Origin of the sequence: Algibacter amylolyticus, assembly GCF_014202225.1 — a bacterium.
Lineage (GTDB): Bacteria > Bacteroidota > Bacteroidia > Flavobacteriales > Flavobacteriaceae > Algibacter_B > Algibacter_B amylolyticus.
In genome coordinates, this window is record NZ_JACHGE010000012.1 from 1 (window position 1) to 25,614 (window position 25,614).

The following is a 25,614-nucleotide window of genomic DNA, read 5'->3' on the forward strand; positions in this document are numbered from 1 at the left end:
TTCTATAACAGGTCCAGAAACGCATCGCGAATTATTACTAGGATTTAGTGATGCAACAAGTGATGCTTTTGATTATGGTTACGATGCAGAAAATGCCATAGAAACCAATAACGATTTATTATTAAGTTTTGAAGATAGGGGTATGGTTATTCAGGCTTACAGTGCTTTAACCACCGATAAGGTTGTGCCTTTAAACTTTAAATCGTCTGGAGATAATTCATTCGAAATAAAGCTAAACGAATTAGAAAATATAGACGAAAGTCAATCTATTTATTTAAAAGACAACCAAACAGGCATATATTTCGATTTAACTAAAAATGAAAGCTATGAGTTTAATGCTAGTCAAGGTGTTTTCAATAACAGATTCGAATTAGTATTTCAAAGTGAGCAGGCGAGCTTGAGTATAGAAGAATCAATAGCTTCAGAGAACTACATTTATTTTCAAAATACAGAAAATACATTATTTATTAAAAAGCTAAATAGTAATATTAGCAAGCTATCGCTAGTAAATATGCGTGGACAAGTGGTGTTAGAAATGGCAGATGTTTCCATGCAACAACTACAAAACGGTGTAGCATTCAATGGTATTTCTACCGGAGCTTATGTTGTATATATGCGTACAGAAGCAAATGAGTTGCTAACTAAAAAGATAATTGTAAAGTAATGCTTCAAATATTTGACCACTAGCCACTTTTTAGTCATGTTTCCCTCAAGTGTGTTTGCTGTTTTCAAATATTAAAATAACGTAAGAAAACTAGTAAAGTCTTTTAATTGTGACGTTTAAGAATATCTTGTGTCTAAAAAGTAAATACTATTACAGTGAAAACAAAAGAATATTTAATAACAACTAAAACGTTTGTATGATTTTTATATCGTTTAAGATTTTATTCGTTTATTGATCGATTTTTTAGTGGTTTAAGCGAAATAATAGAGTTTGTTTTTAATAAGAACCCTAATTAATTTAGTTTTACCCTCATAATTAGCTGTAACAATGATTGTTAGTTAGTTATTGCTTCCCTCAAAGCATTTTAATCCATTTTACTGTAAGTGTATTAGTATAAAAAATCCTGTTTTATGGATAGTTTTTTTATTAAACTATTTTTTAAATCATGTGTAAAATACTTAACCTACAATAATTGTAAATGGAAAAAAAATACGCTCTCTCGCCTAAACTTGTATTCGTACTTGTATTGTTATTTTTGATTGGCTTTAATGGTTTCTCTCAAGTTGAAATCGCAAGCCAACGATTTCATAACGGAAGTCCAGATTATCCCTATACGGTAGCCGATAAAGATGGTGTTTTTGCACCACCAAGTCAAACCATTTCTACTCATGTGGGTTCAGATAATTGGGATTATACGGCTACCACATCCGATGGTATTATTAGGGTTGTTAACTCTAGTGTTACAAATCCTGCTTCAGACTTTTATTGTTTGGAATTAAAAAATTATTGGGAAGATGCTCCATCTTTAGAATTTAAAGAAAGAGACTTATCCAATTATGTAAATGTAACTTTTTCTATAGCATATCAATCCTTAGGTGACCCAGAAAATAATGAAGATTTAATTTTAAATTACTCTTATCTAGATGGTGGTACTTGGGTAGATAATACCGTAGTATTAGTAGAAGGAAATTCATCTAGTTTCTTAGGGGTTCCGTATGATATAACATTGTTTAATTATTCTATTTTGGTAACCAACCCATACCAAGTTTCTATTCCAGATTCTGCTACTAAATTTAGAGCAACCATAAGTGCTACTTTTAAAAACGGGGCTAATGGTTCTGATAATTATTATATTGATGATGTAATACTAAGTGGTGAAGCAACAACAATAGCTCCAGTAGCAACTTGTAAAGGCGATTTTGCTATAGAGTTAGATGCCTTTGGAAATGCCTCAATAACAAGTGCCGATATAGATGATGGCTCTACTGTTTCTGTAGGTACAAAGTCTTTGTCAATTGATAAATCTAGTTTTACATGTAATGATTTAGGACCAAACCTTATAACACTAACCGTAAACGATGGAACACAATCAAGCACGTGTACAACAACGGTTACCGTAAATAGTTATACAGGGGCAATGGTAACACCAACAATTCCAGATACAACAACATATTGTTCTTTTACTGCTACACCTCCAGAAGATATTTCATATAAATGTAATACGGTTTCTCCAACAACCACAGACCCAATATCTTTTGATACACCGGGATCTTATAGTATTACTTGGAGGTATCAAGATTCGGTCAGTGGCGATTCAGAAACGGCAATTCAAAATATTACTTTAAATAATATTGCGGCTCCAACAGGAATAGCAGTTACCAATATTGGTGCAGATACAGCAACAATTTCTTGGAATGCACAAATTGGAGTTGAATCTTATGAAATTCAGTATAAAAAGAATAACCTGGTAAACTGGGAAACAGTAACCACAACTAATAATACTATTAATATAACCGCTTTAAACCAATTAACTTTATATGATGTAAGAGTAGGTTCTGTGTGCGGCGAATCTACTGTGTATTCTGGTATTACAAATTTTACAACGGCGGGTCATGATTATTGCGATACTAATGTAGATAATACAAGTACACGAGTTTATGTTCGTACAGTACGAGTTGGAACCATTAATAATACTGAAGGAAGACAAGCAGGTGGTTACGATGATAACACGCATTTGTCTACAGTGTTATATAAAAATGAATCACATACCTTTAATTTTTCCTTCAGAAATAGTAATTATTACAACATAGGTCATGCGGTTTGGATAGATTTTAATGGAGATGGTGATTTTGAGGATGCAAACGAACTTGTGTGGAATAACAATGGTAATTTAGATAATGCAGGAACATATCAATACCATAGTCCATCTATTTTAATTCCATCATTTGCGGTTACGGGACCAACTAGAATGCGAGTTGCAGTAAGACAAAATGGAGCCCCAGATGGTACTTGCGACGATGACTCGTGGGGAGATAGTAGAGGTGAATTTGAAGATTATACCTTAAACTTGCAAATTCGTCCAGATGCACCTCAAGAAATTGATGTTACAGGTAATGATAATCTTATTATAGATGATGCAGGTGTAACTGATATATCAGAAGAAAATAATACAGATTATGGTAAATATGATGTGTTTGAAGTGCCTATGGTAAAAACTTATAGAATTACTAATAATGGTGCAGATCCATTAACTTTAACAGGAAGCCCTTTAATTCAATTTACTAGTAATACAGGCGATTTTACACTTACACAGCCTTCAGTGTCTGTTCTTGCTATTGGAGAGTCTACCACGTTTACGGTTACTTTTAACCCAAGCACCGTTGGAGTTAAAAATGCAACAATACAAATTTTGAATGATGATTTAGATGCATCAGATACAGAAGATAATTATACATTTTATATTCAAGGACAAGGTGTAAAAAGTTTTCAAGATACAGATGGCGATGGCGTACCAGATAATATTGATGGCGATGATGATAATGATGGATTGTTAGATTCCACCGAAGACAATGCCTGTAAATCCTATGCCTATTCTAACCAAGTAGAAACCGTGTTTTTAAATGAAACATTTGGTGCTGGTTATAATAGAATTACCATAGAAGAGGCTAGTTCAGGTTCATCAACAACATATTGTTATGAAGATGGATCTGGTGCATGTGGAGGAAGCACAAGTGTAAATGATGGGTCGTATACCTTGTATTATCAAACATCTAATGGAGATGGTGTAAACCAAACACCCATTGGCGATGTTGCTGAATGGGCAGATAGAGATTGGTATGTGGGATTAGACCATACACCAGATAGTATTGATGGAGCAGAACCAGGAAGGATGTTAATTGTTAATGCAGATTACGATCCAGGTATTTTTTATCAAGCCACTATTACAGGAGTAACACCTGGGGTTGAAGTAATTTATGGATTCTCCGTAATTAATTTAATTAGAACAGACCACCCTCGTATTGGTGATATGAAAAAACCACAAGTGTCAATTGCTGTTTACGATCCTAATGGGGTTTTAATTGCAATAGAATCTTCAGGTTTAATTGAAGCAACCGATGCTAGTAACCCTGCAGGCGATTGGATAAATCTTGAAACTAGTTTCACAACTACATCATCACAGTTTACTATTCAGTTAATTAACGACCAAGAAGGTGGTGGTGGAAATGATCTTGCAATAGATGATATTTATGTAAAACAATTATTGTGTGATCAAGATGGCGATGGCGTTGCCGATTCTGTAGATTTAGATAACGATAATGATGGTATCCCAAATGTTGTAGAATTAGGTCTTGCAGATCCGGATAAAGATGCAACATTATTGGGGTCTGGTTGGGTTGATAACAACGCTAATGGTGTACATGATTCGTACGAAGGTGGTGCTCCAATTATAGATACAGATGGCGATGGGATTCCAGATTATGTGGATGCAGATTCAGATAACGATGGTATTTTTGATGCTGTAGAATATGATGGGTTAGGAGACATAGATGTTGATGGCGATGGTAAAGGAGACGGGTCTGATATTGATAGTTTTTTAATAGACGACGAGGCCGATGGAGATGGGCTTTTAGCTATAATTGATGGTAATGATTCAGATTCAGATGGCGTAGATCATGGTAGTGCAGGGTATACAACACCTTTAGATTCTGATAGTGATGGAATTCCAGATTATTTAGAAATAGATTCTAATAACGATGGTGTTTTTGATATTGAAGAAACTATTTATGTGGATTACGATACTAATAATGATGGTAGAATTGATGGATCTGCAGATGTTGATAAAGACGGAATTTTAGATAGTTTTGATACCAATAGTACGGTGTTTGGCTCTCCTAGAAAATTAGACGAAAGCTATACCTTGTATTTCGACGGTAGAAATGATTACATCTCTGAAAATCTTCCGGTAATAGATAGTTGGTCTAGCAGTACTCTAATGGCTTGGATAAAAATTGCGCCAGGGGCTTCAGGAAAAAGAAGAATAGTAGGGCAAGATAATTTTTACTTAGCAGTTAATGCAGATGGTACAGCCATTGCTACTGCTGGAGGTGTTAGTGCAAATTCAACAACAGTATTGCCAATTAATATTTGGGTGCACGTAGCAGCATCATTTAATAATGTAGATGGTAATTTTGTACTATATGTTAATGGAGAAGAAGAAAGTATTGAGACTGCAGGGACAATACCAGCAGCGGTATCAGATTTTACAGTAGGAAGAAAACCAGGTGTTTTAGGAGAAGAAAACGTATTAACAAGCGAATACTTTAAAGGTGAAATAGACGAGGTAAGATTGTTTAATGCTGGGTTATCTGAAGATGAAATTCAAAAAATGGTATATCAAGAATTAGATGATACTAATGGTTTTGAAACAGGAAAAATAATTCCTATTAATATTTCTGCTATAACAGGATCTAGTTTACAACGTTATTATAAAATGGATAAGTTTGATGCAGATATTACTTCAGAGAAAAAAGGAATTTCTACAGGTGCTAAGCTATACAATATTAAAAACGTTTATTTTCAAACAGCACCATTACCTTTTGTAACAACTACTTCGGGAGTATGGACAGATAAAAGTTCTTGGTTACATGGCGATGTTTGGGATATTGATGAGATAGAAAAAAATAAAGATTGGAGTGTTGTAAAAATTGAACATGATATTACAGCAAATCAAGATGTAAAAACCTTAGGTTTATTAATCGATTCTAATAAAACTTTAAAAATAGAAGGAGATCATTTGGTGAAAAATTCATGGTACTTCCAGTTAAACGGTGTTTTAGATTTAGAAGACGACTCTCAATTAATACAAACGGAAACTAGTAATTTAATTACTTCAGCTAACGGACGCATATTAAGAAGGCAAGAAGGAGAGGCTAATGCATTTAGATATAATTACTGGGCGTCGCCTGTAGGTGTAACCGGTGTTACCAATTTGTCAGATAATAACGCAGCAACACACAATACTAATAATACATCATTTAGTTTAGGTATGCTTAACGATGAGGCGGGGAATAATGTAACCTTTACTTCAGATTATACAGCAAACGGAAATATAAGTACCTATTGGATGTATACTTTTAAAAATGGTATTACATATTGGGATTGGGAAAGAATAAGTCCTACGGCCGAAATTTCTCCAGGTGTAGGTTTTACTAAAAAAGGTTCTGGTACGGCAGGCGCTAATCAACAGTATATTTTTGAAGGTAAACCTAATAATGGTACTATTTTAATTGATGTTATTGATAGTGGAGGAGCTGGATCTGAGGCGAATGTTTCTAAAACAAGTTACCTTTTAGGTAACCCGTATGCAAGTGCTCTGGATGTCTATCAGTTTTTAGAGGATAATGAAGGCGTTATTGATGGTTACCTGCAACTGTGGCAACAATGGAGTGGTAATTCTCACAATCTTAGTGAGTATAATGGAGGTTACGCTCAAGTTAATAAATTAGGAGCTATACGTGCGTTTCAGTTTAAAGGAACGTCCGGAAAAAACACAGGATCTCAAGACGGTACGTTGTTGCCATCACGATATTTGCCAGTAGGACAAGGTTTTCTTGCAGAAATAGTGGCAGATGGTGTAGTAGAATTTAATAATGGTCAGCGTGTATTTGTAAAAGAGAGTGATGCCGATGGAAGTGGTGAAAACGGATCTGTATTTTTAAAATCAGAAAACACTAAAGCATCTAAAACACAAACGTCAAATACAAATGAAACTGCTAATGCAATTAAAAAAATTAGATTAGAATTTAGTTCTGTTACTGGTCCAGAAACTAGAAGGGAATTATTATTAGGCTTTAGTGATTTTACCACAGATGGATTTGATTATGGATATGATGCTAAATACACCGAGGTAAATAATAATGATTTAAACCTTAATTTAGAAGGGCAAAACATGACAATGCAAGCCTATAGTCAAATTACAAGCGATAAAGTAGTAGCCTTAAATTTTGTGTCTTCGGGCGATAATACATTTGAAATTAAAATTTCAGATTTGATAAATATGGATGATTCACAAGTCATTTATTTACGCGATAATTTAACTGGAACCTATTTCGATTTAACACAAGATGTCGCGTATAGTTTTTCTTCGGCGCCAGGTGTTTTTAATAAAAGGTTTGAAATTGTATTTCAAAGCGAGCAAGAAGCTTTAAGTACAGAGGAATCTGTTATTTCAGAAAATTACATGTATTATCAAAATGCTTCAAATACATTTTTTATTAAAAAGCTACATACAGATGTTAGTAAACTATCTCTTGTAAACATGAGAGGGCAGGTTATTTTAGAGCTGGATAATGTAACGAAATCACGTTTAGAAAACGGATTGCAATTTAATAATATGGCAACAGGTGCTTATGTGGTTTACCTGCGTACAGATACTAACGAGGTGTTAACTAAAAAGATAATTGTTAAATAACATACTGCAAAAACAAAACGAATTTAAAGACTACGTTAGTGCGTGGTCTTTTTTTTTGTTTTTAAATTATAGTTAAATTGGTATAATTCATTAAATTCGCGAACTTATAAGAATTAAGAAAAAATGAGCGCTAAATTTCCTGAATACAAAGGACTTGACTTACCAAATGTAGCAAACGAGATACTACAATATTGGCAAGAAAAAAACATTTTTGAAAAAAGTGTATCTACAAGAGAAGGTAAAGAATCATTTGTGTTTTTTGAAGGACCACCTTCTGCAAATGGACTTCCTGGAGTACACCATGTTTTAGCGCGTGCTATTAAAGATATTTTTCCGCGTTATAAAACCATGAAAGGCTACCAAGTTAAGCGTAAAGCTGGTTGGGATACACATGGCTTACCAATAGAACTAGGTGTAGAAAAAGAATTAGGAATTACCAAAGAAGATATTGGTAAAACTATTTCGGTTGAAGATTATAATGCAGCCTGCCGTAAAGCAGTTATGCGTTACACAGATGTTTGGAACGACCTAACCCAAAAAATGGGCTATTGGGTAGATATGGAAGATCCATATATTACCTACGAGCCAAAATACATGGAGTCTGTTTGGTGGTTGCTAAAGGAAATCTATTCTAAAAAATTAATGTATAAAGGCTATACTATTCAGCCTTATTCTCCAAAAGCTGGTACAGGTCTTAGTTCGCACGAGGTTAATCAACCTGGTGCCTATCAAGATGTAACCGATACAACTATTGTAGCCCAGTTTAAAGCTTTAGAAGAAACCTTGCCAGATTTTTTACAAAACGAGGGCGATATTCATTTTATAGCTTGGACCACCACACCTTGGACATTACCTAGTAATACGGCATTAACCGTAGGGCCAAAAATTGATTATGTTTTAGTAGAAACGTACAACCAATATACATTCAAACCCATGAATGTAGTTTTGGCAAAAGCCTTAGTTAATAAGCAGTTTGATGGTAAGTTTAAAAGAGTTGAAGATAAGCCAGCACTTTTAGAGTATAAAGATGGCGATAAAAAAATACCATATTTTGTTGTAAAGGAATTTAAAGGTGCAGACCTTGTTGGTATAAAATACGAACAACTATTACCATATGCCTTACCAAACGATAATCCACAAGATGCCTTTAGAGTAATTTCGGGCGATTTTGTAACTACCGAGGATGGTACAGGAATAGTACACACCGCACCTACTTTTGGAGCAGACGATGCCTTGGTTGCAAAACAAGCAACACCAGAAGTGCCACCAATGCTTGTAAAAGATGAGAACGATAATTTAGTGCCACTTGTAGATTTACAAGGTCGTTTTAGACCCGAAATGAAAGAGTTTGGCGGTAAGTATGTTAAGAATGAGTATTACAACGATGGCGAAGCTCCAGAACGTTCAATAGATGTAGAAATAGCTATTAAACTTAAGGAAGAAAATAAAGCCTTTAAGGTTGAAAAATATAAACACAACTACCCACATTGTTGGCGTACCGATAAGCCAATTCTGTATTATCCTTTAGATTCTTGGTTTATTAAAATTACAGACGTTAAGGGGCGCATGCACGAGCTTAACACAGGTATAAACTGGAAACCAAAATCTACTGGAACAGGACGTTTTGGTAACTGGTTGGCAAATGCTAACGATTGGAATTTATCGCGTTCGCGTTATTGGGGAATTCCATTACCAATTTGGAGAACCGAAGATGGTAAAGAAGAAATTTGTATTGGCTCTGTTGAAGAGTTAAAATCTGAAATGGCCAAAGCAGTTTCAGCAGGTGTGTTAGATAAAGATATTTTTGACGATTTTGAAGTAGGAAATAATTCCGAAGAAAACTACGCTAAAATAGACTTGCATAAAAACATCGTAGATGAGGTTGTATTAGTATCACCATCTGGCCAAAAAATGTTTCGCGAAAGCGATTTAATTGATGTTTGGTTCGATTCTGGTTCTATGCCTTATGCACAATGGCATTACCCATTTGAAAATAAAGATTTAATTGATAAAGGCACCACGTTTCCTGCAGATTTTATCGCAGAAGGTGTCGATCAAACTCGTGGTTGGTTTTATACCCTTCACGCTATTGGAACCATGGTTTTCGATTCTGTGGCTTATAAAAATGTAGTTTCAAACGGATTAGTGTTAGATAAAAACGGACAAAAAATGTCTAAACGTCTAGGAAACGCTGTCGATCCTTTTGAAACTTTAGGAACTTATGGAGCTGATGCCACACGTTGGTACATGATTAGTAATGCCAACCCTTGGGATAACTTAAAATTTGATTTAGAAGGTATAGAGGAAGTAAAACGTAAGTTTTTCGGAACGCTTTATAACACCTATTCATTCTTTCAGTTATACGCTAACTTAGATAATTTCACGTATAGCGAAGCAGATATTCCTTTAAACGAAAGACCAGAAATAGACCGCTGGATCCTTTCAGAGTTACATACGCTAATTCAAAAAGTAGATGCTTTCTATGCCGATTACGAGCCTACAAGAGCAGCACGAGCTATTTCAGATTTTACTCAAGATTATGTAAGTAACTGGTTTGTGCGTTTAAGCAGAAGACGTTTTTGGAAAGGCGATTACCAACAAGATAAAATTTCGGCATACCAAACATTGTATACATGTATGGAAACGATTGCCAAATTAAGTGCACCAATTGCACCGTTTTTTATGGATAGATTGTATTTAGATTTAAATGCAGCCACCAAAAAAGAAGATTTTGAAAGTGTGCATTTATCTAATTTTCCAGTTTTTGATGAAACTTATGTTGATAAGTCGCTAGAAAACAAGATGGAAAGTGCTCAAATAATTTCGTCTTTAGTGCTATCATTAAGAGCTAAAGAAAAAATTAAAGTGAGACAGCCGTTGCAAAAAATAATGATTCCTATAAGTAGCGAATCGCAAAAAAATGAAATTTTAGCGGTTGCAGACCTTATAAAATCTGAGGTTAATGTAAAAGAGATAGAAGTTTTAGAAGATGCTTCAGATATTCTTGTAAAACAAATAAAACCTAACTTTAAAGTTCTTGGTCCACGTTTTGGAAAAGACATGAAAGCTGTGGCTCAGTTAGTTAATAACTTTACCCAAGCCGATATTAAAAATATTGAGCAAAATGGTATTTTAGACGTTGAAATAAACGGAAAAAGTGTTACCTTAGAACGTACAGATGTTGAGATAACATCGCAAGATATTGAGGGTTGGCTAGTAGCAAACGAAGGCGCATTAACAGTCGCTTTAGATGTTACTATTTCTGAAGATTTAAAGCAAGAAGGTATCGCTAGAGAGTTAATTAATAGAATACAAAATTTGCGTAAAGATTCAGGTTTTGAGGTTACAGATAAAATAGATGTAACGCTTCAAAAAGACGAACATATTGTAAAAGCTATTGAGGCAAACTTAACGTATATTAAAACAGAAACATTAACAAATAAACTTGACTTTACAGATAAATTGGAAGATGGTATAGAAATTGCTTTCGATGAAGTAAGTACAAAACTATTTATACAAAAACATTAATATTATGGCAGAAAATACCGTAAGATACTCAGACAAAGAATTAGCCGAATTTAAAGAGCTAATTAGCAATAAAATAGAGAAAGCAAAGCACGATTTAGAGTTAATTAAAAGTGCGTATATGAACGACCATACTAACGGTACAGAAGATACATCGCCACAGTTTAAGGCTTTTGATGAAGGAAGTGCTGTAATGAGTAAAGAATCAAACTCGCAATTAGCTATTCGTCAAGAAAAATTTATACGCGATTTAAAAAATGCTTTAATTAGAATAGAAAACAAGACTTATGGTATTTGTCGTGTAACAGGAAAACTAATTAATAAAAAACGATTAGAGCTTGTGCCACATGCTACTTTAAGTATTGAAGCTAAGAACATGCAGCAATAATTATTACTAATACAGAAATCTAAAGATTTTAAATTATATATTTGAAACGTCTCAATTATTTTGAGGCGTTTTTCATTTATATACTTTTTGTCATTCCAGCAAAGGCGGGAATTTAATTGATAAAACATGTCACTAAAAAAATCCATAATCCTAATTTTTATTATTTTACTTATCGACCAGATTAGTAAAATCTATATAAAAACAACTTTTGTACTTCAAGAAAGTATAGATGTTTTTAGCTGGTTCGAAATCATTTTTGTTGAAAACGACGGAATGGCATGGGGAACTAAAATTAGCGATTTTGTATCTTTTATTTCCGATAGAACAGCCAAAGTTATACTAACATCGTTTAGAATAGTGGCTATTTTCGGGATTGGCTATTGGCTTTACGACGCTACGGTTAAGCAACATTCAAAATTATTAATTGTAGCTATTGCTTTAATATTTGCAGGTGCTTTAGGTAATATAATTGATTCTGTTTTTTACGGTGTACTGTTTGATGATAGCTATAGTCAAGTCGCAACCTTTTTGCCAGAAGCAGGTGGTTACGATGGTTTGTTGCACGGTAAAGTTGTCGATATGCTTCACTTTCCGTTATTCGAGGTAGACCTACCCGAATGGTTTCCATTTTATGCAGGGAAACGCTTTAGTTTTTTCGATCCTGTTTTTAATGTCGCCGATATGGCAATAAGTACAGGGTTTATTATGCTTATTGTGTTTAATAAAAAGGTGTTTTCTAAGGAGGAAGACTAAATTGTTTTAACTCGAATTTTAGTTTCTTACATAAACCTATAAACCCCTTTAGGCGTTACACAATAATCCAAACCAATATCACCATCAAAAACATCGGTAATCTCAGTTTCTGCTTCAAAAAAGGACAATCCAATTTTTATGGTTTCGGGGTTACAATCGGCTAAAAATCTATCGTAAAACCCTTTGCCATACCCAACGCGATTGCCTTGTTTATCAAAGGCTAAAAGCGGAATAAACACCACTTCAATCTTATTATTGGTAATTTCAATACCATCAACAGGTTCAGGAATGTTGTATTTGTTTTTCTTTATTACGGTATTATCCGTTAGTAAAAAATGAGTCATTCCGCCAGTTTTAAAATCACTTTTAGAGATTAGTATGTTTTTGTCTTTACCCGCAAGAATGTTTAATATGTAATCGGTATTAACCTCCTTCTGTTCTGCAATAGCTAGAAAAATATGGTAAAACGAATACTCCCAAATAGGTAGTTTTAACAGCTGATTTGAAATAGCTAAACTAAAATCATCAATGTCATTTTCAGACAAATCATTACGAAGGGCTTTATATGTTTTTCGTAATTCGGTTTTAGTCATCACCCTTTTAATTTAGTAGAAATATGAAATAAAGCATCACCTTGATATACAATAGGCGATTCGTTTACATTAATAATATAGCCATTATTAGACGCTTTTACGGCATAGTTAAATTTCCCATAAGGGTCTGTGATATTACCCAAAACGTCGCCTTTTAATACAAACGACCCAATAGGAATCGAGGCTTTAAACATACCAGAATATTTAGCGCGCTGCCATTTACTATCATTTATAAAAACAGTGTCTCTTTTAGGTTTAGAAACCTTAAAGTTAGATTGTAACATACCTAAATGTTTCAATAAACGTTTAGAGCCGTTAACGCCAGAGTTGGTTACGGCATCGTCAATATGAAACGATTTTCCGCCTTCAAAAAGCAACAATGGTTTTCCTAATTTATAACAGGTTGTTCTAAAGGATTTCGATAAGTTTTTAGAGTACAAAACAAAGGGTGCGCCAAAGGCTTTAGCTAAGTTGTTTAGCTCTTTATTTTCCCTGGTGTAACGTAATTGTGGCGCATTAAATCTGCCCGAACCACCTGTGTGAAAATCAATTATCATATCCACATGTGGTATAATATCGTTTATAAGCTTATGAGCCACACGACCCGCTAACGATCCCGAAGGACTTCCAGGAAATACTCGGTTTAAATCGCGCCCATCTGGAAATTCGCGTTTTAAATTTATAAACCCAAAAATATTTATTACCGGCATACAAATTATGGTGCCACATTTAGGTTTGTTAATACCTTTAGATATAAGTTGTCTAACAATTTCAACACCATTTACCTCATCGCCATGTATACCAGCAGTAAACAATAGTGTTGGCCCTGGTTTTTTAGAGCGTTCAATAATAACAGGAATATTTACCGGTGTAGAGGTGTGTAAATTAGCAACATCAAAATTAACCTCTTTACTTTCACCAGGAGCAACAGTTTCGCCAAAAATGCTTAAGCCATTATTATTTACTTGTGTCATTTATTGTTTGTTTTTTTCTATAAAAGTAATTATCGCCTTAGCAATATTACGTCCTGTTGCCGCTTCAATACCTTCTAAACCCGGTGTAGAGTTTACTTCTAATAATAAAGGACCTCTAGCCGATTGTAACATATCTACCCCACAAACCGGTAATTTTAATGCCTTACTAGCATTCATAGCTAGTTTTAGTTCGTCGTGGTTAAGTTTTATAATGTTTGCTGATCCTCCACGGTGTAAGTTCGATCTAAATTCACCTTCCTTACCTTGGCGTTTCATAGCACCAACAACCTGCCCATCAACTACCAATGCACGTAAATCTGCGCCACCAGCTTCTTTAATAAACTCTTGCACAATAACGCGGGCTTCCAATCCATTAAAAGCTTCTAAAACCGATTCGGCAGCATTTTTAGATTCGGCTAAAACCACACCTAAACCCTGCGTACCTTCAAGTAGTTTAATAATTACAGGCACACCACCAACATGCTCAATAACCTCTTCCACATCGCGCGAATAGTTTGTAAAAACCGTTTTAGGCATACCAATTCCGGCCTTACTTAAACGCTGTAAACTACGCAGCTTATCTCTAGAGCGCTGTATGGCGTCTGATGTTACAATGGTAAAAACACCCATTTCCTCAAACTGTCTCACCACGGCGCAACCATAAAACGTAACCGAAGCTCCAATTCTGGGTATTATAGCATCTACATAATCCAAATACCTATCCTTGTAAAAAATGGTGGGTTTTTCCTTTTCAATAATAATATCACATTTCAAAGGGTCAATAACTTCAATTTTATGTCCTCTCTTTTCACCTTCATCAATCAAGCGTTCAGTAGAATATAAATTTGCGTTTCTAGAAAGTATTACAATATTCATGCTTTGTTTTTACTATTAAAATTAAACGAAACGTTTTCCAAATCTACATCAACTATAAATTTTTGCCTTAAAAATTGCCTGCCAATAAGTACAGGGAATTTCATAGCGTCTCTAGTGCTTAAAGTTAAGTTAATCTTATAAGTTTTACCAAAAAATACCACTTCACTTTTCACTTTATATCTATTTTCTTTATACCCATTGCTGCTTTTAACATCTGTACGCCAAAAGGTATCAAAAATAATCTCTGTTTTACCAAAGTTTTTGTGCACATTACTGTTAAATATGCACAGTAATGCATTGTCAACCTCAATAATTTCAGAACAATGTATGGTCGAGGTGTATGCCCCAGTATCCATTTTTACATCAATATTAAATAATCCCAGCTGCGGAAAATCAATAATATCAGTTCGTCCTAGAATTTTTTTACTCATTTTTTTAAATATGTATTTGTCACTTCAAGTGTCCAAAATTTATTCCTGGATGTGTCTAGAAGTGGGCGTTACCACAAGGGTCGGGCTTTACGTTGCAAGTCCTCGCACCTCCTACGTCGGGCTGTGGGCTTTTCTCTGCAATCCCTAACGCGGTTTAATCCGCGGCCATTGGTTTTGTCGCCATTTAAAATAATACCTACAAAGGTAGTCGCTTATATCTTTTTTTTAAAGCGGCGCAATGTATATAAATTATCGATTCAAAAAACAAAAAATAAATTTATTTACATAACATTAAATTAGCCATAATTTCTCCCCAAAAACATTAAAATAATTACCTTTACAGTAATGGATACCCCAACTTTAGATATACAGCTAAAAACATTACCAAACCAACCCGGAGTTTATCAATATTACGATAAAGAAGGGACTATTATTTACGTTGGTAAAGCCAAAAATCTAAAAAAAAGGGTGAGTTCATATTTTACCAAAACACATGATAATGGTAAAACTCGTGTTTTAGTTAAAAAAATAGCCAACATAAAGCACATTGTTGTCGAAACTGAAACCGATGCTCTTCTACTCGAAAATAATCTTATAAAAAAGCACAAACCACGGTATAATGTTTTACTTAAAGATGATAAATCCTATCCGTGGATTTGCATAAAAAACGAACGTTTTCCTAGAGTATTCTCCACACGTCGCGTATTTAAAGATGGTAGCGAATATTTTGGACCATACACCAGCGGAAAAACCGTGCATACACTTCTAGATTTAATAAGAGGCTTATACAGTTTACGTACATGTAACTTTAATTTATCCGAAGAAAAAGTAGATGCAGGTAAGTATAAAGTATGTTTAGAGTATCACTTAGGTAATTGCAAAGGCGCTTGCGAAGGTCTAGAAACCGAAGTAGAATACAATAAAAATATTAAAGCCATAAAAGAAATATTAAAAGGTAATTTTAAAGATTCGCTATCGCAATTTAAAGTACAAATGCGCGAGTATGCCGATAATATGGAGTTTGAATTGGCTCAAAAAATAAAGGAAAAAGTTGAGGTCCTAGAAAACTACCAAGCAAAATCTACCATTGTAAATCCTAAAATTAGCAATGTCGATGTGTTTTCTATAATGAGCGACGAGAGTTATGGTTATGTAAACTTTTTGCAATTATCCTACGGTTCTATAATCCGTTCGCATACCTTAGAGATTAAAAAGAAACTAGACGAAACCGATAAAGAGTTGTTAGAGTTATCCATAACCGAGATTAGGCAACGTTTCAACTCCAATTCCAAAGAAATTTATGTACCTTTTAAAGTCGATTTAGGAGAAGACTTAAAAGTAACGGTTCCAAAATTAGGCGATAAAAAACATATTCTAGATCTATCGCTCCGTAATGCTAAGTATTTTAGAATGGAGCGTTTTAAGCAAATGAAAATTGTAGATCCCGATAGACATGCCAATCGTATTATGGCACAAATGAAAGTGGATTTACGCCTATCGGAAGAGCCACGACATATTGAGTGTTTCGATAATTCGAACATTCAGGGTACGCATCCGGTAGCTGCATGTGTAGTTTTTAAAAACGGAAAACCAAGCAAGAAAGATTATCGCCATTTTAATATAAAAACGGTTGAAGGTCCAGACGATTTCGCATCTATGGAAGAGGTGGTGTATAGGCGTTATAAACGCTTGCTAGATGAAAACCAACCCTTGCCACAACTAATAATTATAGATGGAGGTAAAGGGCAATTGTCGTCCGCTTTAAAAAGTTTAGAAGCATTAGGGCTTAGAGGTAAAATAGCTATTATCGGAATTGCTAAACGTTTGGAAGAATTATTTTACCCAGACGATCCAATTCCCTTATATTTAGATAAAAAAAGCGAGACCCTAAAAATTACCCAGCAACTTCGAAACGAAGCACACCGTTTTGGTATCGAGCATCATAGAAATAAACGTAGTAAAACAGCGTTAAACACAGAACTAGAAACCATTGCTGGTGTTGGAGAAAAAACGGTAGTCGAATTATTAAGGCATTTTAAATCGGCAAAACGAGTAGCCAATGCTAAGTTAGATGAGCTGGAAGCTGCTGTAGGCGTATCGCGAGCCGAAAAGGTGTATAATTATTACCACGAGAAGTAAACAGCCTGCATCAACCTGCAAAGTTTTTAAAACCTTGTAGGTTTGAAGGAAAATAGAAGTGCTGTAATTAACTAAAACAAAAATATACTAACTTAAAATACGTTTTCAGTCATTACTATATAAAGCAAATTTAAAATCAACTTGAACATAAAATCAACCATATTAACCCTATTTATACTCGTTTCTCTTTCCGCGAAAGCGCAAAACAAGGAACCAGAAAATCATAGACCCAAAGTAGGTTTAGTGTTAAGTGGTGGCGGTGCAAAAGGTTTAGCACATATTGGCGTTTTAAAAGTGATTGATAGTTTAGGCATACAAGTTGATTACATTGCCGGAACCAGTATGGGCTCTATTATTGGGGCACTTTATGCTTCGGGATATTCGGGTAAGCAATTAGATTCTATTTTTCATGAAATAGATTTTGATAAAATTATTAATGACGATTTACCTAGGTCCTCAACAGCATTTAGCGAGCGCAGTAATATGGAGAAGTATGCACTTAAATTGCCGTTTAATAATTTTAAAATAAAATTACCATCGGCGCTTTCTAGAGGCCATAACACCTATAGTTTGTTTTTAAAATTACTAATTCACGTTAACGAGATTAATGATTTTAGTAAACTGCCTATTCCGTTTTTCTGTATTGCAACTAACGTAGAAAAAGGGGAACAAGTCGTGCTAGAAAAAGGAAATTTAACACAAGCTATTATGGCAAGTTCTGCATTGCCATCCTTGTTTCAGCCGGTAAATATAAATAAGGACATGCTTATTGATGGTGGTGTGGTAAATAATTACCCGGTTGATGAAATTCGTGCTAAAGGCATGGATATTATTATTGGTGTCGATGTGCAAGATGGGTTGGCAAATAGAGATGAGTTAACCTCGGCACCCGATGTGTTAATTCAAATTAATAACTTCAGGACCATTCACGACATGAAGTTTAAAGTCGAAAAAACAGATATTTATATAAAACCCGATATTAGAAAATTTAATGTGGTGTCTTTTGATGAAGGGAAAGAAATAATTAATTCTGGTAAAATTGCAGCGTTAAATGAGTTTGATGCACTAACTAAGCTAAGCAAAACCCCTAATGTTAACCAAAAGCTGAAATTAAAACCTATCGATAGCTTAAAAATAAACAATATTGAAATTAAAGGCAACGAGAATTATACAAGAGCCTACGTTTTAGGAAAACTTAAATTAAAAAAGGACGAAGTAATAAGTTATCAAGATTTTGCTAAAGGCTTAAATAATTTGGTGGCAACAAATAACTTTAAGGCTTTCGAGTACGAGTTAAAAAGTACGCCTGGTAAAGCGGGTTATAACATGTCTGCTACTTTAAAAGAGCGACGGGTAAATACGTTCTTAAAATTAGGACTTCATTTTGACGATTTATACAAAAGTGGCGCTTTAATAAATTTAACTAAAAAGCAGTTGTTGTTTAAAAATGATGAGGCTTCGCTAGATATTGTTTTAGGAGATAATGTGCGGTATAATTTTGAGTATTTAATCGATAAAGGATTTTATTGGAGTGTAGGTATAAGGTCGCGTTATAATCAATTTCAAAAACAAATAAGTGCACAGTTGTTGTTGGACGATGAGCAAATTACCAATTCTGGTTTAAATAAAATTGATGTAAAGCTTAGGGATCAAATGAATCAGTTTTACCTGCAAACTTTGTTTAGAAGAGATTTTTCTTTAAGTGCAGGATTAGAACATAAAAGACTCGAAATAAACTCTGAAACTATATTAGGTAATAGGCCAGATAGAGATTTTCAGTTTGAAAATACAGACTATTTAAGCCTTTTTGGAAACCTAAAACTAGATACTTATGATGATAAGTATTTCCCAAGAGAAGGAGTTTATTTTAATGGCGATTTAAATGTTTATTTAAGTGCATCAGGTTTTGTTGAAGAGTTTAAAGATTTCTCTGTGGCTAAGGCCGAATTGGGCTATGCCTTTGGAGTGTCTGATAAAGTATCCTTTAATATTAAATCGAGTGGAGGCTTTAAATTAGGCGATAAATCTAACCGAACACTCGATTTTGCTTTAGGTGGTTACGGTAACGATTTAATAAATAATTTTATACCATTTTTGGGTTACGATTTTATTTCATTAACGGGTAATAGCTATGTAAAAGCATCCTTTCTTGCAGATTACGAACTTATAAAAAAGCACCATCTTACTCTAGAGGGTAACTGGGCTAATGTAGATGATAATATTTTTGATAGCGGTGAGTGGTTTTCGCTTCCAGATTACCGCGGTTATGCTTTGGGTTACGGTATTGAATCGGTTATAGGGCCATTGCAAATAAAATATAGTTATTCGCCAGAACAGAGAGCCAGTAATTGGTTTTTTACTATCGGCTTCTGGTTTTAGTGGTTTATTGTCATTCCCAAAAGATGAACATCTTCCAATAGTTAATTCTAAAGGAATTATCAATAATTTTTCCGATATTTGTAACACTATGACACTTTTTTGGAAAGATTTATTAGCACATCTGCACTACCTCATCAAGAGAAATCCTGAGTGAGTATAAATTCTTTTGTTTCTGCGTAGGCAGGAATCTTTTTTTATTTCACTATCTTTATTAGAGTTTGAATATTAGGCTTTTAAAGCTTTTAGTGTTTGGCTTTTTATAATTTAAAACATACAAATATGCCTTTTTATCATAAATTAGGAAATATTCCCCCTAAACGTCATACCCAGTTTAGAAAACCAGATGGTACCTTGTATTCCGAGCAGTTGTTTGGAACCATTGGTTTCGATGGTATGTCCACAAATAGTTACCACGAGCAACGCCCAACGCAGGTAAAAGAAATAAAAAAGCAATACAGCGTTGCGCCAAAAATTGCTTTAAAAAATAATATAAAATCGTACCGCTTAAAGGGGTTTCAGGTTAAGCCAGAAAACGATTTTCTAGACAGCCGAAAAACGGTTTTAATAAATAGCGATTGTGCCATAATTTTGGCGGCACCAAAACAATCGACCAAAGATTATTTTTATAAAAACACCGATGCCGACGAGTTAATTTTTATCCATAAAGGCACCGGGAAATTAAGAACACATTTAGGAAATCTAGATTTTAAATATGGCGATTACTTGCTAATCCCAAGAGGAATAATTTACAAAATAGATTTTAATACCCAGGACAACAGATTGTTTATTGTAGAGTCTCGCAGACCAATTTACACCCCAAAACGCTACCGCAATTGGTTTGGGCAATTGTTAGAACATTCGCCATTTTGCGAGCGCGATATTCGCCGTCCGCAAGAATTAGAAACCCATAACGAATCTGGCGAGTTTTTAATTAAAGTAAAAAAACAAGATGATATTATAGAAATGGTGTACGCTTCGCATCCGTTTGATGTGGTTGGATACGATGGTTACAACTATCCGTATGCGTTTTCAATTCACGATTTCGAGCCTATTACGGGTCGCATTCATCAGCCGCCACCAGTGCATCAAACTTTCGAGACCGATGCCTTTGTGGTATGTAGTTTTGTGCCACGTCTGTACGATTACCACCCGCTATCCATTCCTGCGCCATACAATCATAGTAATATTGATAGCGACGAGGTGTTATATTATGTAGATGGCGATTTTATGAGTAGAAATGATATTGAGGCTGGCCATATTTCATTACATCCGGCAGGAATTCCTCATGGTCCGCATCCAGGAGCAACAGAACGCAGTATAGGGAAAACAAGAACCGATGAGCTTGCGGTTATGGTCGATACTTTTAAACCATTAATGGTAACAGAAGAGGCCATGAAAATTGCCGACGAAAGTTATTATAAATCATGGTTGGAGTAATTTTATTAGAAGCTATTTCCTGCTTTCGGCAGTCGCTCTCTGCGAGGAGCTCCAACAAATGCCTCAATCAGGGCTATAAACATCTCATATTCGTTATGAACTAAACAGCTTAACGAATAGACAACTAAACAATTTATTATGAGTAAAGACATAAAATCAGTAAACTACGGATTAGAAAAAATATTTGAAGGCGCACAAGATTTCTTGCCCCTTCTAGGAACAGACTATGTAGAATTCTATGTAGGCAATGCAAAACAATCGGCACATTTTTATAAAACGGCATTTGGGTTTCAATCCTATGCATATAAAGGCTTAGAGACGGGCTCTAAAGACTCTGTTAGTTATGTATTAATTCAAGATAAAATTAAATTAGTACTTACCACGCCACTTACCAGTAAATCGCCAATAAACGAACATATTGTAAAACATGGCGATGGTGTTAAAGTGGTTGCGCTTTGGGTTGAAGATGCTAAAAAAGCCTACCAAGAAACCACAAGCAGAGGTGCTAAATCCTATATGGAACCGGTTATTGAAAAGGATGAACATGGCGAGGTGATTAGAGCTGGTATTTACACTTACGGCGAAACGGTACACATGTTTGTAGAGCGCAAAAACTACAATGGTGCGTTTTTACCAGGTTTTCAAACATGGGAAAGCGATTACAATCCACAACCAATAGGTTTAAAATATATAGACCACATGGTTGGTAATGTAGGTTGGGGCCAAATGAATACTTGGGTGAAATGGTATGAAGATGTTATGGGTTTCGAAAACTTTTTATCCTTTGATGATAAGCAAATACACACCGAATATTCGGCACTTATGAGTAAGGTGATGAGTAATGGTAACGGACGCATAAAATTCCCTATTAACGAACCAGCAAAAGGAAAAAAGCGTTCGCAAATTGAAGAGTATCTAGATTTTTACGAAGGGGCAGGTGTGCAACACATTGCAGTTGCAACCGATGATATTATTGGTTCGGTAAGTGCATTAAGAGCTAGAGGTGTCGAGTTTTTGTCTATTCCGCCAGAGGCATATTATAGAGCGGTACCTGGCAGGTTGGAAGAGCATAGCCACGAATTAAGAGAAGATATTGAAGCCTTAAAAAAGTTAGGTATTATGATTGATGCCGACGAGGAAGGTTACCTGCTTCAAATTTTTACAAAACCAGTTGAGGATAGACCAACGTTATTTTTTGAAATTATTCAGCGAATGGGCGCAAGAGGTTTTGGTGCAGGTAATTTTAAAGCGCTATTTGAATCTATTGAGCGCGAGCAAGCCAAAAGAGGTACACTTTAATCTAAATTATATCGATCTGAAAGGTTTTTAAAACCTTGCAGGTCTTTTTCTTTTTTTTACTAAAACATGTTGGTTTAGATTGGCTCCTTGAGGGATGTGTAAAACCAAAAGTTTAATCTTTTATCGTAAAGACCATGCTTAATTCTGCACTGCGTTAGGGATAGCAGTGGCATCCTTTTTTTGCTTCCGTATATGGCAAAAAAAGATATAGCGTATAGCCCGACCCTTTTGGGAACGCCGAAAACATATTACGAATTCGTTAATTTTTAATATTGTAACACAACTATAACCTGCATTAAGGTGGCTTATAGAATAAAATTTTTATTTTTGGAACAGTAATTGTAATTTCTAGGTTAAAACAATAAAAGTAACCACAAAGGAGTTACATAACAATTACCCAAAGAGGATGAAAAATTTACTACTTATATGTATTGCAATATTAACTTTACAAACGGCATTTTCTCAGCAAGAATCGGCTTTTCAAGATGGCGAATGGTTTAAATTTAAAATGAGTTACAGCAACTGGCTTAAGGCTGGTAATGCCACATTAGCGGTTAAAGATGGTACGCTTAATGGTAAAGATGTGTATCATGTGGTTGGTAAAGGCTGGACTACCGGAATGATAAAATGGTTTTTTAAGGTTAAAGATCGTTATGAAACCTATTTTGATAAGCAAACCATTATGCCGTATAAATTTGTTAGAAATATTGATGAAGGTGGGCATACTAAGGATTTAGAGATTGATTTTGATCAAAAAAATAATAAAGCGCACGTTACCGATAATAAACACAAAACTAAAAAGGTTTTTACTACCAAGCCTAATATTCAAGACATGGTGTCTACGTTTTATTATTTGCGTAATAATTTAAAAACCGATAAGCTTAAAATAGGTGATGAGGTGCAGATTGATATGTTTTTTGATGAAGAAAATTATGGTTTTAAGTTAAAATATCTTGGCGAGGAAACAATTGACACCGAATTTGGCGATATAGAGTCTTTAAAATTTAGACCTTATGTAATGGCCGGACGTGTATTTAAGGAGGAAGAAAGTTTAACGCTATGGGTGTCAAAAGACAAAAATAAAGTACCTTTACGCATTAAGGCAGACTTAGCTGTTGGGTCTTTAAGAGCAGACCTAGAAGCATTTAAAGGGTTAAAACATCCCTTTAAAGTAGTTGTTAATAATTAAGATATTTTGAAATCTAAAATAACCGACCAACTAAACGAAAAATATAACGCTATAGACCAAGATGCAGAGGTGCATTTAGAAGGTTTACTTCATAGCAAACCCATTAATTATTGGGATTATATACAAACCGATGCCTTATTAAGCTTACAGGTACAACGTACTGTTTTTCCTGATGAGAATGTGTTTATTATGTATCATCAGGTTAATGAATTGCTATTTAAAATGGTGCTTTCTGAAATGAACCAAATAGCAGCAATAGAAAACATAGATACCGAAACGTTTACCACCAAAATAATGCGTATTAGTCGATATTTTGATGTGCTAACATCGTCATTTAGTATCATGAAAGATGGTATGGATGTCGAGCAGTACAATAAGTTTAGAACGACCTTAACACCTGCTAGTGGCTTTCAAAGTGCGCAATATAGAATGGTTGAGTTTGCATCTACAGAGTTAATTAACCTTATTGATAAGCGCTTTAGAGATGGTTTTACTATTGACGATACGTTTATGAATGCTTTTGATAATTTATATTGGCAAGCAGCTGGTAAGGATTTTAAAACGGGTAAAAAAACGTATACACTTTCTGCTTTTGAGGAGCGTTATAAAGATGAATTTATTAGATTTATAAAGCGTTATCAGGATAAGAATTTGTGGAGCAAGTTTAAATCGTTGCCAAAAGAAGACCAGGCGAGTAAAGATTTAATAAGTGCTATGCGACACTATGATTATACGGTAAATATAAAATGGGTTATGGCGCATTACGAAACGGCAAACCATTATTTAAATATTAACGGAAAAACTGCCGAGGCTACCGGTGGAAGTGAATGGGTGAAATACATGCACCCAAAATATCAAAAAAGAATATTTTTTCCAGATTTATGGACAGAGAAAGAAAAAGAAACGTGGGGAACAGATATTTAGTTTTAATACTGTGTATTGCATTTGTTTTTGGATGTAAAGACGATAAAGAACCGGTTGTAGAAGACATTGTTGAGGTTATTGAAGAGCCGGAAGAGGTTTTAGAATTTGGTTTTAAGGTAGACGACTATGTTATTAAAAGAGATACCATTCGTCGTGGCGATAGTTTTGGCGAAATTCTAGAGCGTAATAAAGTTGGGTATCCTAAAATTTTTAATATCGCAGAAAAAGCAAAGGATACGTTTGATATAAGACGACTACAAGTAGGAAAGCCTTATACGCTTTTATGTTCTAAAGATTCTTTAGAAACCCCTAAATGTTTTATTTATCAGCCTACTTTAGAAGAGTATGTGGTTATAAATTTCCATGACTCTATTCATGCTTATACCAGCAGAAAACCTATTAAGTATGTTGAAAAAACAGCTACAGGGATTATTAATAGTAATATTTCGCAAACCCTAGAAGACCAAGGGTTAAGTCCAAGATTAGCCTATAAGATGGCCGACGAAATTTATGCTTGGACCATAGATTTTAGAAGACTGCAAAAAGGAGATAGATTTAAAGTGATTTACACCGATAAGTTTATTGATGATACCATTTACACAGGTGTACACAATATAAAAGCAGCATATTTTGAGCATAATAAAGAGCCTTTTTATGCTTTTGAGTTTGTTACCGATTCTACTAAAGGCATTGTAGATTACTTCAGTGAAGAAGCTAAAAATTTACGTCGCGCGTTTTTAAAAGCCCCAGTAAAGTTTAGTAGAATATCGTCTCGTTATAACCTAAAACGACGTATTGCTGTTTATGGTTTTAAATTGCGGCCACATAAGGGAACCGATTTTGCGGCACCAATAGGTACGCCTATTATGGCAACAGCTAATGGTACAGTAATCGAGTCTAAGAAAAGAGGTGGTAATGGTAATTATGTAAAAATTAGACATAATGCAACCTACGAAACGCAATACCTGCATATGAAAAAAAGAAAATCGAAAGTAGGCGATTTTGTAAAACAAGGTGATGTTATTGGATGGGTAGGTATGACCGGAAATACTGGTGGGCCTCATGTTTGTTATCGTTTCTGGAAAAACGGAAAACAAGTCGATCCTTTTAAGCAAAAATTACCAGAAGCTAAACCTATATCTGATTCTTTAAAAGTTGAATACCTTGATTTTATTTCACCTATTAAGCAACAGCTCGATAATATTCATTTCCTAGAAGATATTTTTGAGGAGCAGAATCAACCAGAACAAACCATAAAACAAAATACTAATCAAATTTCATTAAACCGTTAA

Annotated in this window: 16 protein-coding genes; 12 read left to right on the forward strand and 4 right to left on the reverse strand. The window is 34.6% G+C overall.

Going from position 1 to position 25,614, the window contains the following annotated elements:
- The 5 genes from HNQ90_RS17020 to HNQ90_RS17040 form a co-directional block, all read left to right on the forward strand.
- Positions 1–664, forward strand: a 664-nt coding sequence (locus tag HNQ90_RS17020) for a T9SS type A sorting domain-containing protein (protein ID WP_183822385.1), incomplete at its 5' end; no start/stop codon positions are given.
- Positions 665–1,142: 478 nt separating this feature from the next.
- Entirely contained in the window at positions 1,143–7,415 is a 6,273-nt protein-coding gene (locus HNQ90_RS17025) for a LamG-like jellyroll fold domain-containing protein (protein ID WP_144118195.1), read from the forward strand.
- A gap of 123 nt (positions 7,416–7,538) precedes the next feature.
- Positions 7,539–10,943, forward strand: a complete 3,405-nt coding sequence (gene ileS / locus HNQ90_RS17030) for an isoleucine--tRNA ligase (protein WP_144118194.1) — start codon at positions 7,539–7,541, stop codon at positions 10,941–10,943.
- A gap of 4 nt (positions 10,944–10,947) precedes the next feature.
- Positions 10,948–11,328, forward strand: coding sequence for a TraR/DksA family transcriptional regulator (locus HNQ90_RS17035; RefSeq protein WP_144118193.1), 381 nt, complete (start codon positions 10,948–10,950; stop codon positions 11,326–11,328).
- 126 nt (positions 11,329–11,454) lie between these two features.
- The gene (locus HNQ90_RS17040) at positions 11,455–12,081 is read left to right on the forward strand and encodes a lipoprotein signal peptidase (protein ID WP_144118192.1); all 627 of its coding nucleotides are present in this window, start codon (positions 11,455–11,457) and stop codon (positions 12,079–12,081) included.
- Positions 12,082–12,107: 26 nt separating this feature from the next.
- On the opposite strand, the gene HNQ90_RS17045 is transcribed toward HNQ90_RS17040, so the two are convergent.
- From HNQ90_RS17045 to HNQ90_RS17060, 4 genes are read right to left on the reverse strand one after another with little or no spacing between them, the layout of a single operon-like run.
- Positions 12,108–12,674: a 5-formyltetrahydrofolate cyclo-ligase gene (locus HNQ90_RS17045; RefSeq protein WP_144118191.1), complete on the reverse strand. Its 567-nt coding sequence runs from the start codon at positions 12,672–12,674 to the stop codon at positions 12,108–12,110.
- Positions 12,674–13,648: a succinylglutamate desuccinylase/aspartoacylase family protein gene (locus tag HNQ90_RS17050; protein ID WP_144118190.1), complete on the reverse strand. Its 975-nt coding sequence runs from the start codon at positions 13,646–13,648 to the stop codon at positions 12,674–12,676. The genes HNQ90_RS17045 and HNQ90_RS17050 overlap by 1 nt, the downstream gene beginning before the upstream one ends.
- Complete coding sequence (gene rimK / locus HNQ90_RS17055) at positions 13,649–14,524, reverse strand: 30S ribosomal protein S6--L-glutamate ligase (protein WP_144118189.1); 876 nt, start codon at positions 14,522–14,524, stop codon at positions 13,649–13,651. It lies immediately after the preceding gene.
- Positions 14,521–14,955 (reverse strand): ATP-dependent zinc protease family protein, encoded by a 435-nt coding sequence (locus HNQ90_RS17060; protein WP_144118188.1) that lies wholly within the window; start codon positions 14,953–14,955, stop codon positions 14,521–14,523. Before HNQ90_RS17060 ends, rimK begins: the two co-directional genes overlap by 4 nt.
- A gap of 345 nt (positions 14,956–15,300) precedes the next feature.
- On the opposite strand from HNQ90_RS17060, the gene uvrC reads away from it, so the two are divergent.
- The 7 genes from uvrC (at position 15,301) to HNQ90_RS17095 (ending at position 25,614) form a co-directional block, all read left to right on the forward strand.
- Complete coding sequence (uvrC, locus tag HNQ90_RS17065) at positions 15,301–17,094, forward strand: excinuclease ABC subunit UvrC (RefSeq protein WP_144118187.1); 1,794 nt, start codon at positions 15,301–15,303, stop codon at positions 17,092–17,094.
- Between the two features lie 147 nt (positions 17,095–17,241).
- Positions 17,242–19,473 carry a patatin-like phospholipase family protein gene (locus HNQ90_RS17070; RefSeq protein ID WP_420837404.1) on the forward strand — a complete coding sequence of 744 codons (2,232 nt, stop codon included), beginning with the start codon at positions 17,242–17,244 and terminating at the stop codon, positions 19,471–19,473.
- A 279-nt stretch (positions 19,474–19,752) separates the two neighbouring features.
- Positions 19,753–20,910 (forward strand): homogentisate 1,2-dioxygenase, encoded by a 1,158-nt coding sequence (locus HNQ90_RS17075; RefSeq protein ID WP_144118186.1) that lies wholly within the window; start codon positions 19,753–19,755, stop codon positions 20,908–20,910.
- A 138-nt stretch (positions 20,911–21,048) separates the two neighbouring features.
- Complete coding sequence (hppD, locus tag HNQ90_RS17080; RefSeq protein ID WP_144118185.1) at positions 21,049–22,209, forward strand: 4-hydroxyphenylpyruvate dioxygenase; 1,161 nt, start codon at positions 21,049–21,051, stop codon at positions 22,207–22,209.
- 406 nt (positions 22,210–22,615) lie between these two features.
- On the forward strand, positions 22,616–23,398 hold the full coding sequence (locus tag HNQ90_RS17085; RefSeq protein ID WP_144118184.1) for a DUF3108 domain-containing protein: 783 nt from the start codon (positions 22,616–22,618) through the stop codon (positions 23,396–23,398).
- A gap of 6 nt (positions 23,399–23,404) precedes the next feature.
- Positions 23,405–24,322: a tryptophan 2,3-dioxygenase family protein gene (locus HNQ90_RS17090; protein ID WP_144118183.1), complete on the forward strand. Its 918-nt coding sequence runs from the start codon at positions 23,405–23,407 to the stop codon at positions 24,320–24,322.
- Positions 24,280–25,614, forward strand: a complete 1,335-nt coding sequence (locus HNQ90_RS17095) for a M23 family metallopeptidase (RefSeq protein ID WP_144118182.1) — start codon at positions 24,280–24,282, stop codon at positions 25,612–25,614. The genes HNQ90_RS17090 and HNQ90_RS17095 overlap by 43 nt, the downstream gene beginning before the upstream one ends.

Excerpts from the sequence above, each read along its gene's own strand:
- HNQ90_RS17075 (WP_144118186.1), top strand. The coding sequence starts at position 19,753 with ATGCCTTTTTATCATAAATTAGGAAATATTCCCCCTAAACGTCATACC.
- HNQ90_RS17045 (WP_144118191.1), bottom strand. The coding sequence starts at position 12,674 with ATGACTAAAACCGAATTACGAAAAACATATAAAGCCCTTCGTAATGAT.
- ileS (WP_144118194.1), top strand. The coding sequence starts at position 7,539 with ATGAGCGCTAAATTTCCTGAATACAAAGGACTTGACTTACCAAATGTA.
- HNQ90_RS17060 (WP_144118188.1), bottom strand. The coding sequence starts at position 14,955 with ATGAGTAAAAAAATTCTAGGACGAACTGATATTATTGATTTTCCGCAG.
- HNQ90_RS17035 (WP_144118193.1), top strand. The coding sequence starts at position 10,948 with ATGGCAGAAAATACCGTAAGATACTCAGACAAAGAATTAGCCGAATTT.
- uvrC (WP_144118187.1), top strand. The coding sequence starts at position 15,301 with ATGGATACCCCAACTTTAGATATACAGCTAAAAACATTACCAAACCAA.
- HNQ90_RS17040 (WP_144118192.1), top strand. The coding sequence starts at position 11,455 with ATGTCACTAAAAAAATCCATAATCCTAATTTTTATTATTTTACTTATC.
- rimK (WP_144118189.1), bottom strand. The coding sequence starts at position 14,524 with ATGAATATTGTAATACTTTCTAGAAACGCAAATTTATATTCTACTGAA.
- HNQ90_RS17025 (WP_144118195.1), top strand. The coding sequence starts at position 1,143 with ATGGAAAAAAAATACGCTCTCTCGCCTAAACTTGTATTCGTACTTGTA.
- HNQ90_RS17095 (WP_144118182.1), top strand. The coding sequence starts at position 24,280 with ATGGACAGAGAAAGAAAAAGAAACGTGGGGAACAGATATTTAGTTTTA.
- HNQ90_RS17050 (WP_144118190.1), bottom strand. The coding sequence starts at position 13,648 with ATGACACAAGTAAATAATAATGGCTTAAGCATTTTTGGCGAAACTGTT.
- HNQ90_RS17085 (WP_144118184.1), top strand. The coding sequence starts at position 22,616 with ATGAAAAATTTACTACTTATATGTATTGCAATATTAACTTTACAAACG.
- hppD (WP_144118185.1), top strand. The coding sequence starts at position 21,049 with ATGAGTAAAGACATAAAATCAGTAAACTACGGATTAGAAAAAATATTT.